Annotated in this window: 9 protein-coding genes and 1 pseudogene; 7 read left to right on the forward strand and 3 right to left on the reverse strand. The window is 72.4% G+C overall.

What is annotated here, in order from left to right; genetic code table 11:
• Together ACXJKB_RS05570 and ACXJKB_RS05575 are read right to left on the reverse strand one after the other, a co-directional pair.
• Positions 1-931: pseudogene (locus tag ACXJKB_RS05570) on the reverse strand (hypothetical protein); the annotation flags it as partial.
• An 8-nt stretch (positions 932-939) separates the two neighbouring features.
• Positions 940-3,306 carry a transglycosylase domain-containing protein gene (locus tag ACXJKB_RS05575; RefSeq protein ID WP_457186218.1) on the reverse strand — a complete coding sequence of 789 codons (2,367 nt, stop codon included), beginning with the start codon at positions 3,304-3,306 and terminating at the stop codon, positions 940-942.
• Positions 3,307-3,380: 74 nt separating this feature from the next.
• Between ACXJKB_RS05575 and ACXJKB_RS05580 the strand changes: the two genes are divergently transcribed.
• From ACXJKB_RS05580 to ACXJKB_RS05590, 3 genes are all read left to right on the forward strand, one after another.
• Positions 3,381-3,971, forward strand: coding sequence for a PadR family transcriptional regulator (locus tag ACXJKB_RS05580; protein ID WP_457186220.1), 591 nt, complete (start codon positions 3,381-3,383; stop codon positions 3,969-3,971).
• Positions 3,972-4,027: 56 nt separating this feature from the next.
• Positions 4,028-5,110, forward strand: a complete 1,083-nt coding sequence (locus ACXJKB_RS05585) for an inositol-3-phosphate synthase (protein ID WP_457186222.1) — start codon at positions 4,028-4,030, stop codon at positions 5,108-5,110.
• Between the two features lie 97 nt (positions 5,111-5,207).
• Positions 5,208-5,837, forward strand: coding sequence for an HAD family hydrolase (locus ACXJKB_RS05590; RefSeq protein WP_457186224.1), 630 nt, complete (start codon positions 5,208-5,210; stop codon positions 5,835-5,837).
• 7 nt (positions 5,838-5,844) lie between these two features.
• Here ACXJKB_RS05590 and ACXJKB_RS05595 read toward each other — a convergent pair whose 3' ends face one another.
• A complete protein-coding gene (locus tag ACXJKB_RS05595; RefSeq protein WP_457186559.1) occupies positions 5,845-7,254 on the reverse strand; it encodes a CCA tRNA nucleotidyltransferase in 1,410 nt (469 codons plus the stop codon).
• Between the two features lie 92 nt (positions 7,255-7,346).
• Between ACXJKB_RS05595 and ACXJKB_RS05600 the strand changes: the two genes are divergently transcribed.
• The 4 genes from ACXJKB_RS05600 to sigM are packed head-to-tail and all read left to right on the forward strand — an operon-like array spanning position 7,347 to position 14,083.
• Positions 7,347-9,671: a DUF6049 family protein gene (locus ACXJKB_RS05600; RefSeq protein ID WP_457186226.1), complete on the forward strand. Its 2,325-nt coding sequence runs from the start codon at positions 7,347-7,349 to the stop codon at positions 9,669-9,671.
• Complete coding sequence (gene murJ, locus ACXJKB_RS05605) at positions 9,668-11,314, forward strand: murein biosynthesis integral membrane protein MurJ (protein WP_457186228.1); 1,647 nt, start codon at positions 9,668-9,670, stop codon at positions 11,312-11,314. Before ACXJKB_RS05600 ends, murJ begins: the two co-directional genes overlap by 4 nt.
• 53 nt (positions 11,315-11,367) lie before the next feature.
• Positions 11,368-13,392 carry a hypothetical protein gene (locus tag ACXJKB_RS05610; RefSeq protein WP_457186230.1) on the forward strand — a complete coding sequence of 675 codons (2,025 nt, stop codon included), beginning with the start codon at positions 11,368-11,370 and terminating at the stop codon, positions 13,390-13,392.
• Between the two features lie 19 nt (positions 13,393-13,411).
• A complete protein-coding gene (gene sigM, locus ACXJKB_RS05615; protein WP_457186232.1) occupies positions 13,412-14,083 on the forward strand; it encodes an RNA polymerase sigma factor SigM in 672 nt (223 codons plus the stop codon).
• The last annotated feature ends 18 nt before the right edge of the window (positions 14,084-14,101 follow it).

Genomic DNA, 14,101 nt, shown 5'->3' on the forward strand with positions numbered 1-14,101 from the left:
GTGCCGCGGCGAGCAGGACCAGGCCGGCGCGGGCGGTCGTGAGCGGGCTGGGGCGCCCGGCCCGCCGGACCAGCCACCACACGGCGCCCGCCGCCAGGGCGAGGACCACGACCTGGACGACGGTGCGTGTCGCGGTGGACGCGCCGGGGCCCGTCCGGGCGAGGAGGAACCAGATCGACCCGATGTCGGGGGTCTCCGCGGTCGCGCGGCCGGGAAGGGTGACGACGACATAGGCCGCGGCGGCGGCGAGCAGCGCGTCGACACGGTCGCGGGTGCGACCGCCCACGGCGACCACGGCAACGAAGGCGGCGGCGACCGGCAGCGCGAACGCCGCCCCCACACCGGCTCCGACCCCGGCGAGCCACGTGCGGCCCGTGGTCCAGCCCCACAGCAGCACGGCCACGCCGACCGCCGCCACCAGCTCCCACGACAGCCAGTGGACGAGGAGCACGGGAGCGATCGCCCACCCGGCCGCCGCCCAGGGTCGGCGCGCGTCGACGCGGACGAGCAGCGCGGTGGCCAGCAGGGCGAGGGCGGCGAGGACGACGGCGAGGACGGCCGTGGTCGCCACGGCTCCGGTGCCGGGCAGCCACTCGGCCGCTCGCTGCAGCCACGTGGCCACCCGCGGCGGAGCCCCGGCGTCGACCGACGTGCCGGCGAGGTCGGTCCAGCACAGCTCGGCGTAGGGCTGGTGCTCGTTGCCCCACCCGGTCGGCACGCACGCCGTCTTGCTCAGCATGCCGGCGGCGAGGGTGAGCGCCGTGGCGCCGGTCAGCACGTGCGCAGCGCTCCACCACCGGTGCCCGCCGGCGTGGTCGCCCAGTGGGCCGCCGACGACCTCCGACATCGCCGCGGCGACCGGGTCGGTGCGCGTGGGCGCGTCGTGGTCACCGGTGTCGACCTCGGGCGAGGAGCGGTCGCGGTGTTCCACCGTCGTGCTCAGCGGCGGAGGTCGGCCAGCGGCTGGCGCGGCTGGAAGCGCCCGCTCGGCGGCGGGGTGGTCGGCGGCGGGGTGGTCGGCGGCGGAGCCGTCTCGGTCGGAGGGGGCGGGGGCGGCGTCGTCGGGGGCGGCGTCGTCGGGACGGGCGTCTCGGTCGGGACGGGAACCTCGGTCGGAACCGGCGTCTCCGTCGGGGTCTCCGTGGGCGTCTCCGTCGGCGTCTCGGTGGGCGGGCCGGCGGACTCGGTCGGCGTGTTGGACGGCTGCGGCGCGGACGAGGACGGCGGCGGGGGCGGCGGCGGGGTGTAGTCGTGGCCCTCGTCCGGCGCGTCACCGTCGACGTAGACGGGCTCGGGGAAGTCCTCGACGTCCTTGCCCTCCATCACCCGTCCCATGATCGAGGTCCAGGTCTTGGCGGGGTAGTTGCCGCCGAAGTAGCCGGACTTGCCGTCGGAGCTGGTCGGCAGCCACAGGTCGGCACCGTCGGGCCGCGGGACGTCGAGGCCCTCGCGACCCTTGCCGCGGACGTACATCACTGCGGTCGAGATCTGCGGGGTCATGCCGACGAACCACGAGGAGGAGACCTCGTCGTCGTCGTTGGTGGCCGTGCCGGTCTTGCCCGCCGCGGGGCGATCGAGGGCCAGTGCCTCGGTGCCCGACCCGGACTGGACGACCTGCTGCAGTGCGTAGGTCACGTCGGCCGAGATGTCGGGGTCGACGGTCTCCTTGCTGCGCGGCTTGGCCTCGTAGAGGACCTCGCCGCTCTGGTCGACGACCTTCTGCAGGACGTGGACCTCGTTGCGGACGCCGTTGTTGGCGAGGGTCGCGTAGGCGTTGGCCATGTTGATCGGGCTGACCTGGGCCGTGCCGAGGGTGACGCCGACGTTCTCCTGGAAGTCGATCGAGCGGCGCGGGATGCCCCACCGCTCCGTCTCGTTGCCCGGGATGCCGAGGTCCTCGGCGGCCTGGATGACCTTCTGCGGCCCGTCGTCCATCGAGTCGACCATGTCGACGAAGGCGGTGTTGACCGAGTTCTCGGTGGCGGACAGCATCGACACGGCCGAGCCGTAGTCGGTGTCGCCCTGGTTGCTGAACTCGGTGCCGGCGATGTCGATGGGGCTGTTGCCCTCGAAGGTGTCGTTGAGCGAGAAGCCGTCACGGATGGCCGCCACGTCGGTGGCCGCCTTCATCGTCGAGCCGGCCATGCCACCCGAGACCGCCCAGTTGATCTGGGAGTCGAGGTAGTCCTGGCCGCCGTAGAAGCCGAGCAGCTCGCCGGTCGAGGTGTCGACCGTGGCGGCGCCGATGTGCAGGTCCTTGTTGCCGGCCGGGCCGGGCATGCCGGCGTCGGGGCGCTGCTCGTCGACGGCCTCCTCGACGTCGGTCATCACCGTCGGGTCGAACGTGGTGGTGATGCGCAGACCACCGCCGTCGATCTCGTCCTCGGTGGCGATGCCGCGGGCGAGGATCTCCTGCTTGACGAGCGCGAGCATGTGGCCGCGCTGGCCGCCGAACTGGCTCTGCGCCGCGATCTTGGGGAACTTCGGCAGCTTCTTCAGCGCCTTGTCACGCTGCTCGGGCGTGATCGTCTCCATCTCGGCCATGCTGTCGAGGACGTAGGAGTAGCGGCCCTTGAGGTCGTCCTTGGCCTCCTTGCCGTTGGCCGGGTCGTACTTCGAGGGGTTGTTGAGCACCGTGGCGAGCACGGCGGACTCACGCAGGTTGAGGTCCTTGGCCGGGTGGTCGAAGTAGGCCTCGGAGGCGGCCTCGATGCCGTAGGCGCCGCGACCGAAGTAGATGGTGTTGAGGTAGCCCTCGAGCACCTCTTCCTTGCTCAGCTCCTGCTGGATCTTCAGCGACACGACCGCCTCGCGGATCTTGCGCTTGTAGCTCTGCTCGCTGGTCAGGTAGAGGATCTTGACGTACTGCTGGGTGATCGTGGACGCACCCTGCCGGTCGTTGCCGCGGGCGTTGGAGAAGAGGGCGCGCGCGATGCCCTTGGGGTCGATGCCCTTGTCGGTCCAGAAGGTCTGGTTCTCCGCGGCGACCACCGCGTCCTGCATGGACTCGGGCATGTCGGCCAGCGGGATCGAGACCCGGTTCTGGTCCTCGTAGTAGGTGCCGAGCTGCTGCTCACCGTCGCGGTAGTAGACGAAGGTGGTCTGCGCCTCGAAGTCCTCGTTGGGCTCCGGGATGCTGATCGCCTGGTAGAGGACCACGACGACTCCGCCGAGGACCAGGGCACCGACGACGCCCACGATCGCCAGGATCTTCGCGACCCGGGCCGCCCGCTGCTTGCCGGTGCGCCTCGCCTGGGGCCGTCGTGTCTGGGCCTTGCCGTCGGCCCGCCGCTTCTTAGCACTCACAGGGCAACAGGGTACGGGGAGGGGTACGACAACCCCGATTCGTCGTGCCCGGATATATCGGTACGATAGGTCACATGGCACGTCGTGGCGACACCATCGAGCTCGCAGTCCTCGGACTGCTGCACGAGGGACCCATGCACGGCTACGAGCTCCGCAAGCGGCTCAACCTCATGCTCGGGTGGGGTCGCGTGCTGTCCTACGGCTCGCTCTACCCCGCGCTGAAGAAGATGCTCCGCGCCAACCTCATCACCGAGGTCGCGGCTCCTGCCACGGCAGCCACCCGGCGCCCGCGCATCACCTACGAGGTCACGCCCGCCGGCAACGAGCACTTCCAGCGACTCATGACCGAGGTCGGCCCCACCGCGTGGGAGGACGACAACTTCGACATCCGGTTCGCGTTCTTCTCCTCCACCGACATGGAGATCCGGCTCCGCGTCCTGGAGGGACGCCGCTCGCGTCTGCAGGAGCGGCTCGCGCGCGTGCAGGGAGAGCTCGAGCGCACCCAGGCCGAGGTCAACCGCTACGCCGCCGAGCTCCAGCGCCACGGGGTGGAGTCGGTGGAGCGCGAGGTGCGGTGGCTCTCGGACCTGATCCAGGCCGAGCGCAGCGACGTACGTCCCGCGCCTGCTCCAGCACCAGCACCAGCACCGACCACGAACGACTGAACACCTTCAACCAGCCACAACCAGCCAGCACGACCAGCGATGAGAAGGAGAGCCCCATGGGTTCGGTACGAGTAGGGATCGTGGGAGTCGGCAACTGCGCCACCTCCCTCATCCAGGGCGTTGAGTACTACAAGGACGCGGACCCGACCGGGACCGTCCCCGGGCTCATGCACGTCGTCTTCGGTGACTACCACGTCAAGGACGTCGAGTTCGTGGTCGCCTTCGACGTCGACGACAAGAAGGTCGGCAAGGACCTGTCCGAGGCCATCAACGCCTCGGAGAACAACACGATCAAGATCGCCGACGTCCCGACGCTCGGCGTCGAGGTCAAGCGCGGCCCGACGCTCGACGGCCTCGGCAAGTACTACCGCCAGACCATCGAGGAGTCCGGCGCCGACCCGGTCGACGTGGTCCAGGCGCTCAAGGACGCCGAGGTCGACGTCCTCGTCTCCTACCTCCCGGTGGGCTCCGAGGAGGCTGACAAGTTCTACGCCCAGTGCGCGATCGACGCCGGCGTGGGCTTCGTCAACGCCCTGCCCGTCTTCATCGCCTCCGACCCCGAGTGGGCCAAGAAGTTCGAGGACGCCGGCGTCCCGATCGTCGGTGACGACATCAAGAGCCAGGTCGGTGCCACCATCACCCACCGCGTGATGGCGAAGCTGTTCGAGGACCGCGGCGTCGCGCTGGACCGCACCTACCAGCTCAACGTCGGCGGCAACATGGACTTCAAGAACATGCTCGAGCGCGAGCGCCTGGAGTCCAAGAAGGTCTCCAAGACCCAGGCCGTGACGTCGAACCTCACCGGCGAGCTCGCCGACAAGGTCAGCGACCGCAACGTCCACATCGGTCCGTCGGACTACGTCGCGTGGCTCGACGATCGCAAGTGGGCCTACGTCCGCCTCGAGGGTCGCGCGTTCGGTGACGTCCCCCTCAACCTCGAGTACAAGCTCGAGGTCTGGGACTCCCCCAACTCGGCCGGCATCATCATCGACGCCGTCCGTGCGGCCAAGATCGCCATGGACCGTGGCATCGGCGGCCCGATCCTCCCCGCCTCGGCCTACCTCATGAAGTCCCCGCCGGTGCAGATGGCCGACGAGCTCGGTCGCGCCGAGCTGGAGAAGTTCATCGCGGGCGAGTGACCCCACCCCTGGCCCCGCGCCAGGTCGACGCAGGCCCCGTCCCCTCCGTGGGGGCGGGGCCTGCGTGCTGCGGAGGGTGGTGCGTACGCTCGCGGCCGTGACCGCACGCACCCCCCTCGTGGTCGGCTTCGACCTCGACCTCACCCTGATCGACACCGCGGCCGGGTTCCGGCAGGTGCTGCTCGCGCTCGGCGCCGAGCTCGGCGTGGACTTCCCGGTCGAGGAGATGACGGCGCGGCTCGGTCCGCCCCTCGACCACCTCCTCGCACCGCACCTGTCGCCGGACCAGGTCGGCCCGGCGGGTGACCGGTTCCGCGCCCTCTACCCCGACCACGCGATCACGACGGTGCCCGCGCTGGCCGGGGCGCACGAGGCGTTCGCCGCGGTGCGCGCCCACGGGGGCCGGGTGCTCGTCGTCACCGGCAAGTACGGCCCCAACGCCCAGCTGCACCTCGACCACCTCGGCCTCGAGGCCGACCACCTCGAGAGCTGGGTGTGGGGCGTCGGCAAGGCCGAGGTCCTGCGCCGGGAGGGAGCGCTGGCCTACGTCGGCGACCACGTGCACGACGTCGAGGGCGCCCGGGCCGCCGACGTGCTCAGCGTGTCGGTGCTGACCGGCGGGTGCACGCGGGCCGAGCTCGAGGAGGCGGGCACCGACGTCGTGCTCGACGACCTGTCGGCCTTCCCGGCCTGGCTCGACGCCGCGGTCCGCGACCGCAGCGCCTGAGACCCGCTCAGGAGCGAGCGGCCCACCAGGCGCGCAGCGCGGCCTCGGCCTGCTCGGGGGTCTGCGGGCCCTCGTCCATCCGCAGCTCGAGGAGGAAGGCGTAGGCCTGGCCCACCTCGCGACCGGGGCCGATGTCGAGGGCCTGCATGATCTGGTTGCCGTCGAGGTCGGGCCGGATCGAGGCCAGCTCCTCCTCCTCCGACAGCCGGGCGATCCGCTCCTCGAGCGAGTCGTACGTCCGGCGCAGGCGGTCGGCCTTGCGCTGGTTGCGGGTGGTGCAGTCGGCGCGGGTGAGGATGTGCAGCCGCTCGAGCTGGTCGCCGGCGTCGCGGACGTAGCGGCGTACGGCGCTGTCGGTCCACTCCCCCGAGCCGTAGCCGTGGAAGCGCAGGTGCAGCTCGACCAGGCGCGAGACCGCCTCGATGTCGTGGTTGGAGAAGCGGAGCGCCTTCATCCGCTTGCGGGTCAGCTTGGCCCCGACGACGTCGTGGTGGTGGAACGTCACGACACCCCCGGTCTCGAAGCGCCGGGTCCGCGGCTTGCCGACGTCGTGCATGAGCGCGGCGAAGCGGGCGACGAAGTCGGGCCCGCCGCCCAGGCGCTGCTCGAGGTCGATCGACTGCTCGAGGACAGTGAGGGTGTGCTCGTAGACGTCCTTGTGGCGGTGGTGCTCGTCTCGCTCGAGGGCGAGGGCGGGCAGCTCCGGCAGGACGTACGACGCCAGGCCGGTCTCGACGAGCAGCGTGAGCCCGAGCCGGGGGTGGGGGGCGCACACCAGCTTCACCAGCTCGTCGCGGACCCGCTCGGCCGAGATGATCTCGATCCGGCCGGCCATCGCGGTCATCGCCTCGACCACCTCGGGCGCGACGGCGAAACCCAGCTGCGCGGCGAAGCGGGCGGCACGCATCATCCGCAGCGGGTCGTCGGAGAAGGAGTCCTCGGGGGTGCCGGGGGTGCGCAGCACCCGCTCGGCCAGGTCGACGATCCCGCCGAACGGGTCGACGAACTCGCGGCCCGGCACCCGCACCGCCATCGAGTTGACGCTGAAGTCGCGGCGACCCAGGTCACCCTCGAGGGAGTCACCGAAGTCGACGTCGGGCTTGCGCGAGGAGGGGTCGTAGCTCTCGGAGCGGTAGGTGGTGATCTCGACCTGCCACGGTCCCTTGCGGCAGCCGATCGTGCCGAAGTCGCGGCCCATGTCCCACACGGCGTCGGCCCAGTCGGAGACGAGGCGCTCGGTGACGTCGGGCCGCGCGGAGGTGGTGAAGTCGAGGTCGTTCTGGAGCCGACCGATCATCGCGTCGCGGACCGGGCCGCCGACCAGCGCCAGCTCCTCGCCGGCGTCGCTGAACAGGGCGCCGAGCTCGTCGATGACCGACCCGATGCGGTCCAGCTCCTCGCCGACGCGGCGCTGGATCTCGACGATCGTGAGGGGCTGCAGTGCGGCGTCGGACACGACAGGCCACTCTACGTGCCGGCCGGGTGGTGCCGAACAACTAGCATCGGTGCGTGCCCCGCCCGTCGTCGTTCCGTGCTGCCCTGGCGGGGCTCCTGACCTTCGGCGTCGCGAGCGCGGGTCTCCTCGCGCCCGGTGCGGCCGCGCTCGCACCCGCCCCTGCCCCCGCCCCTGCCCCCGCTCCTGCCAGGGACGGCGACCCGCTCCTCGTGCACATCGACACCATGAGCCCCGTCCTGCCGGAGAGCGGTGACGTGGAGATCGGCGGGACCGTCACCAACGTCAGCGACGAGACCTTCACGCGGGTCAACCTGCACGCCTTCTCCTCCGAGACGCCCATCCGCGACCCGCTCACGCTCTCCCAGTCGGCCACGATCGACCCCACCCTGTTCGTCGGCGACCGGGTGACCGTGCCCGGCACCTTCGACACCATCGACGAGCTGGCCCCGGGAGCCTCCGCCACCTTCAACGACTCCGTGCCCGTCGAGCTCCTGGCCACCTCGGGTGAGCCGGGCATCTACTGGATCGGCATCCACGCCCTCGGCGACAGCTCGGTCCCGCGCGACCTCGTCGCCGACGGCCGGGCGCGCACCTTCATCCCCCGAGTGGCATCAGGAGGCGCCCAGCCACGCGAGGCCTCGGTGATCCTCCCGATCCGCAGCCGCGTGTGGTTCGACGAGGACGGCGCCGTCGCCGGCACCGACCGCTGGGCGAAGCGGCTCGCGGAGGGGGGCAGCCTCGACGGCGTCCTCGACATGGCCGACTCCGCCGGCTCCGCGCCGTACAGCTGGTTGGTGGACCCCGCCGTCCTCCACACGCTGGCGCGCCTCGCGAACGGCAACCCGCCGCGCACCCTCACCCCCGACCCCAACGTGCCCGGGCAGGAGCCCGCACCCGTGGAGCCGCCCGCGGACGGTGAGGAGACACCGACCACGCCGGGCGAGACGCTCACCCCGACCCAGCCGGTCCCCACCGAGGAGCCGTCCGACGAGGATGCGCAGCTGGCGGCCTCCGCCGCGGCGTGGCTGGAGCGGTTCAAGCTGCTCGTGGGCGCGACACCGGTGCTGACGCTGCCCTACGGCGACATCGACGTCTCCGCGTCGATCCGGAACGACCGCCCCCGCTTCGACCAGGCGGTCGCCCGCGGCGCCGAGGTGATGACCGCCCTGGCGCTGCCGTCCCAGCCGACCGTGGCGCCGGAGAACGACCTGCTCAGCCCCGAGGCTGTCGCCGCCATGCCCCTGGGCACGACGATCCTGCTGGGGGACAACGCCTTCGCCATCCCGCCCACCAGCCCGACGTCCGTCGTCCGGCTGCTCGGGCACGAGGTGGTGGTCACGAGCACCGGCGCGGAGGCGGGCGGACCGGCCCCGACGGCGTCCAACGACCCCCTCGCCCTGCGGCAGCGGCTGCTCAGCGAGGCCGCCCTGCGCCTCGAGGCCGACGACACCGCGCCGCTCGTCGTCACCCTGCCGACGGTGTGGCGAGGCGAGGACGCCGCGTCGTTCTTCACCGACCTCGAGCAGTCGTGGCTCGACCTGGTCCCCCTCGGGGACATCGCCGCCCGCACGCCCAAGGGCGTCCCGGCCGCGAGCCTCACCTACACCGACGACGACATCGACGACGAGCTCGGTCCCGAGGCCTTCTCCGCGGCCAACCGCGCCGGCGGGGCCGCCACGCTGCTGGAGCAGGTGGTCATCCCGGTGACGACCATCGAGGCGCAGGTGCGCGACGAGCTGCTGGTCACCCTGTCCGAGCAGCACCGCGAGCGACCCGGGCTGGCCGTCGGCGCGGCCGAGCGGGTCGAGGAGTCGATCCGCACCGACCTCGGCAAGGTCGAGATCGAGGCACCCCCGGCTGTCACCCTCTCCAGCGACTCCGGCCCCCTCGGCGTCACGCTCGTCAACGGCCTCGACCAGCCGGTCGAGGTGCGGGTGCAGGTGCGGACCGACGGCGAGCTGACGCTCAGCGGCGGCGGCGTACGACGCCTCGGTCCCGGTGCGCGCAGCGTCGTCCGGTTCGAGGCCACCACCAGCCGGGCGGGCGTGCACAACGTCCGCCTCTCGGTCACCAGCCTCGACGGCGTGCCGCTCGGGTCCTTCGACTCGCTGCCCATCCGGGCTGCCCGGGTGAGCGCGATCATCTGGATCGTGATGGCCCTCGGTGCGCTCGTGCTGTTCGGGATGATCGGCTACCGCCTGCCCGGCCAGATCAGGGCCCGTCGCGCCGAGCTCGCCGCCGCCGACAGCGAGCCCGAGGCCGAGCCGGACCCAGCAACCGATCCCGAGCCCGACCGCGAGCCCGATCCCGAGCCCGACCTCGAGCCGGCGCCGGCGGACGGACCCGCAGCGGGGACCCCGGCGGTGGAGCGATCGTGAGCGACCAGAGCGACCAGAAGGTCCTGGCCTCGTCGGCGATCATGGCGGCGGGCACCGTCCTGTCCCGCGCGTCGGGCTACGTGCGCGCCGCGCTGCTGGTGGTCGCCCTCGGGTCGGGCCTGCGGGGCGACCTCTTCGCGATCGCCAACACGCTGCCCAACATGGTCTACATCCTCCTGGCCGGAGGCATCTTCAACGCGGTGCTGGTGCCGCAGCTGGTCCGGCGGATCAAGGAGGACGCCGACGGCGGCGACGCCTACGCCAGCCGGGTGATCACCCTCTCGGCGCTCTTCCTGGGTGTCGTCACGATCGTCCTGGTCGTCGCCGCACCGCTGCTGCTGCGCCTCTACCTCGACAGCCGCTACCTCGACCCGGACCGGGTCACCCAGCTGGAGTCGATCGTCTCCCTGACCCGCTGGTGCCTGCCGCAGGTCTTCTTCTACGGCATGTACGTCCTCGTCGGGCAGGTCCTCAACGCCCGCGGGCGCTTCGGTCCGATGATGTGGGCGCCGATCGCCAACAACCTGCTGTCGGTCCTGATGCTGGTCACCTACCTCATCTTCTTCGGACCGACCGGGGACGGCGCGGCCCGGTCCGAGGCGCTCAGCACCAGCCAGGAGGTCATGCTCGGCCTCGGCTCGACGCTGGGGATCGTGGTCCAGTTCCTCGTCCTCGTGCCCTACCTGCGCGCCTCGGGGTTCACCTACCGACCCCGCTTCGACTTCCGCGACCCCGAGCTGGCGAAGACGCTGTCCCTGGGCAGCTGGACGGTGCTGTTCGTGGTCGTCACCCAGGCGGCGTACCTCGTCGTGGTCAAGCTCGCGTCGGGCGGCACGGTCGGCGGCGGCGACGGCACCGGCTACCTCGTCTACTCCAACAGCCTGCTGATCATGATGGTGCCGCACGCCATCGTCACCGTCTCGCTGGCGACGGCGATCCTGCCGCGGCTCTCGTCGTACGCCCACGAGGGCCGGCTGCCCGAGCTGGGCCGCACCGTCGGGTCGACGCTCCGCACGGCGCTCGCCCTGGTGCTGCCGTTCGCGCTGCTGCTGCCGATCACGGCGGGCGACGTCGCCGGCTTCGCCTTCGGCTGGGACAACCCGGAGGAGGCGGCCGCCTTCGCCCCGACCCTGGCGGTCTTCGGACCCGCGCTGGTCGTCTTCACCGTGCACTACTTCATGCTCCGCGGCTTCTACGCCATGGAGATGACGCGGCTGGTCTTCTTCATCCAGCTCGCGGTGTCGACGACCAACGTCGTCGTCGCCCTCCTGCTGGTGCCCTCCCGGCCGCCGGAGGACACCGCGCCCATGCTCGTCGTCGCCTACCTGGCGTCCTACACCGTCGGCGCGGTCGTGAGCTTCGTCCTCCTCCGCCGCAGGGTCGGCGGCCTGGAGACCCCGCAGCTGCTCCGGTTCCTGGTGCGGATGGCCCTGGTGCTGGCGTTCACCGGCGCTGCCGCGTGGGGGGTGGAACGTGCCCTCGCCGGCATGGGTGAGTACCCCGGACCGCTCCCGTCGCTGCTGCGCGGAGGCCTGAGCGCGGCGGCCGGGATGCTGATCTTCCTCGTCGGGGCCCGCCTGCTGCGGGTGCGGGAGGTCACCAACCTGGTCGACACCGTCGCGGCGCGCCTCCGGCGCGGGTGAGACTCCTTAGAGTGGCCTCAGCAGTGGGACAGGCGAGGAAGGTGGGGTGAGCGATGCCGATGTCGATGCAGGCGGGTGACGTGCTCGCCGGGCGCTACCGCTTCGACGACCTCCTCGCCGAGTCCGGGGCGGGTCGGTTCTGGCGCGCCCACGACCTCGTCCTCCACCGCCCGGTGGCCGTGCACATCCTCGCCGCGGACGACGACCGCGCCCAACCGCTCCTCGAGGCGGCGCGCCGCACCGGGCCCGTCATCGACCGGCGGCTGCTGCGGGTCCTCGACGCCGAGGCCGCCGAAGGGCGCTGCTTCGTCGTCAACGAGTGGGGCCAGGGCGACTCCCTCGACATCCTGCTCACCCGCGAGGGACCGCTCGCCCCCCGACGTGCGGCCTGGCTCGTGGCCGAAGTCGCCGACAGCCTCGTCGAGGCCCACGACGTCGGCCTCGCCCACGGCTGCCTGACGCCCGAGCACGTGCTGATCGACCAGCACGGGCAGGTGCGGATCATCGGCTTCGGGGTCGAGGCGGCGCTCCGCGGCCTGCCCGCGGGCCGGGTCAACGTCGACGAGATCGACCTCGCCGGCCTCCTCTACTGCGCGCTCACCGGCAAGTGGGCCGGTGTCTCGCCGTCGGCGTTGCCGCCGGCCCCAGAGGTGCACGGCGAGGTGCTGCGCCCTCGGCGCGTCCGGGCGGGCATCCCGCGCGTGCTCGACGCCCTGTGCGACCAGGTGCTCAACCCGCAGCGGGAGTCCGACCGCCCGCACCCGTCCGCGCGCAGCATCCGCGACCTGCTCCTCGAGCACGTCGGCGAGATGACCGGCACCCACGTCGCGGTCCCGGGCACGCGACCGACCCCCCAGCCGACCCCCCAGCCGGCCCCCCAGCCGTCGCCCCAGCCGTCCTCCCTCGCCACCCCGCCTCCCACCTCGGCCGTCGCCCCCACCACGGTGGTGCCGGTCGTGCCGGCGGCCGACCTCGAGCCGGGTGCCGACGTGGAGGTGCCCGACCTCCCCGCCGACCCCTCGGACGACCGTCCTGCCGACCCCCCGGGCGAGCCCGAGCCGGAGGTGACGACCGCCGTCCGGGCCGAGGAGCCGCCCGACGACCCGGCGCCGTCGAGCACCGACCTGCCCACGCAGGCCGGGATGCCGGTCTTCCACGACGACGACGAGGTCGACTGGCTCCGCGCACGCTCCGAGAAGCCCGCCCCACCGCCGCCCTTCGCCGACCCGGCGCCCAAGCCGCTCTTCGCGCCCGACCCGCCGGAGGGCGAGCCCGTACGCCGTCCCCGTCCGGGCAGCCGCGCCGTCACCAACCCGGCGTACTGGCCGTGGGACTCCAGCCACGACTCCGGCGTGGACCCGAACCGCGACTCGGGGGTGCGCCCGGTGGGCCGCGACACCGGGTCGTGGTCCTCCGGCTCGTGGACCGAGGACCGGTGGGACACCGGCGACGGGTTCGACGACACCGGCGACCAGGTGCCGGGGCGCACCTGGATCCGGCTGGCGATCATCGTGGGCATCTGCCTGCTCGTGGGCGTGGCAGCCGTCGCGGCCTACCAGCTCGGCCTGAAGCCACCGACGCCCGGCTCCAGCGAGGAGCCGACGTCCACGACCACCCCGAGCGCCGCCGCGCCGACACCGTTCGCCGACCTGACCGCCAACGACTTCGACCCGCAGGGAGCGGCTCCGCGGGAGGAGAACCCGGACTCGGTCCCCAACGTCCTCGACGGCGACCCCGCGACCTCGTGGTCCACCTCGACCTACGAGCAGAACTTCGGCCCCGCCGGGCTCAAGACCGGCGTCGGCCTCGTCATCGACCTCGGCACGACCAAGGCCGTCCGCCAGGTGCTGGTCACCACGGCGGGTGGTCAGACCTCGCTGGCGGCGTACGTCACCTCGGAGCCCCCCACGGGCGTGTCCGGGCTGACCCCCGTCGGGACCGCGTCGGGCGACGGCGAGCTGACCATCGACCTCACGGAGCCGGTGTCGGGCCAGTACGTCACCGTCTGGCTGACGCTGCTGCCGCAGGTCAGCGACGGGTTCCGCGGCACGATCACCGAGGTGCAGGTGCTCGGATGACCACCCCACGGGACCCCGGGTGACCCACACCCCGACGAGCGACGAGCGCTCCGACCGGGACCTCCTCCAGGCCCACGTCGACGGTGACGCCGCCGCCTTCGGCGAGCTGTTCGCCCGCCACCGCGACCGGTTGTGGGCGGTCGCGCTCCGCACGATGGGCAACCCGGAGGACGCCGCCGACGGGCTGCAGGACGGCATGATCGCCGCCTTCCGGCGGGCGGGCTCCTTCCGCGGGGAAGCCGCCGTGACCACGTGGCTGCACCGCGTCGTCGTCAACGCCTGCCTCGATCGCCTCCGGGCCGCGAAGATCCGCCGCTTCGAGTCCATGCCGGACGACGTCGAGGACCGCGGCACCGTGGTGGCGACCGCCGTGCACGACGACCAGCCCGAGTCGGTCGCAGAGGACGCCGAGCAGCGACGCCGGGTGCTCGACGCGCTCGCCACGCTGCCCGCCGAGCAGCGTGCCGCGCTCGTCCTCGTCGACATGGAGGGCTACCCCGTCGCCGAGGTGGCCGAGATGCTGGGCTGCGCGGAGGGCACCGTGAAGTCGCGCTGCTCGCGGGGTCGCACCAAGCTCGCCGCGCTGCTCGCCGACCTGCGCCACCCCGCCGGTGACCCGCCTCACGGGAACCCGCCCCCGGACGGTCCCGTCCAACGCATCGTGCGGCCACGCGGTCCTCCCGCGCCCTGAGCATCCCCACCCGCACCC

The sequence above is a fragment of the Nocardioides sp. P5_E3 genome (genome assembly GCF_054049275.1).

What these genes read in the sequence shown, in the direction of transcription:
- ACXJKB_RS05580 (WP_457186220.1), top strand. Translation starts at nt 3,381, where the DNA reads ATGGCACGTCGTGGCGACACCATCGAGCTCGCAGTCCTCGGACTGCTG.
- ACXJKB_RS05585 (WP_457186222.1), top strand. Translation starts at nt 4,028, where the DNA reads ATGGGTTCGGTACGAGTAGGGATCGTGGGAGTCGGCAACTGCGCCACC.
- ACXJKB_RS05610 (WP_457186230.1), top strand. Translation starts at nt 11,368, where the DNA reads ATGCCGATGTCGATGCAGGCGGGTGACGTGCTCGCCGGGCGCTACCGC.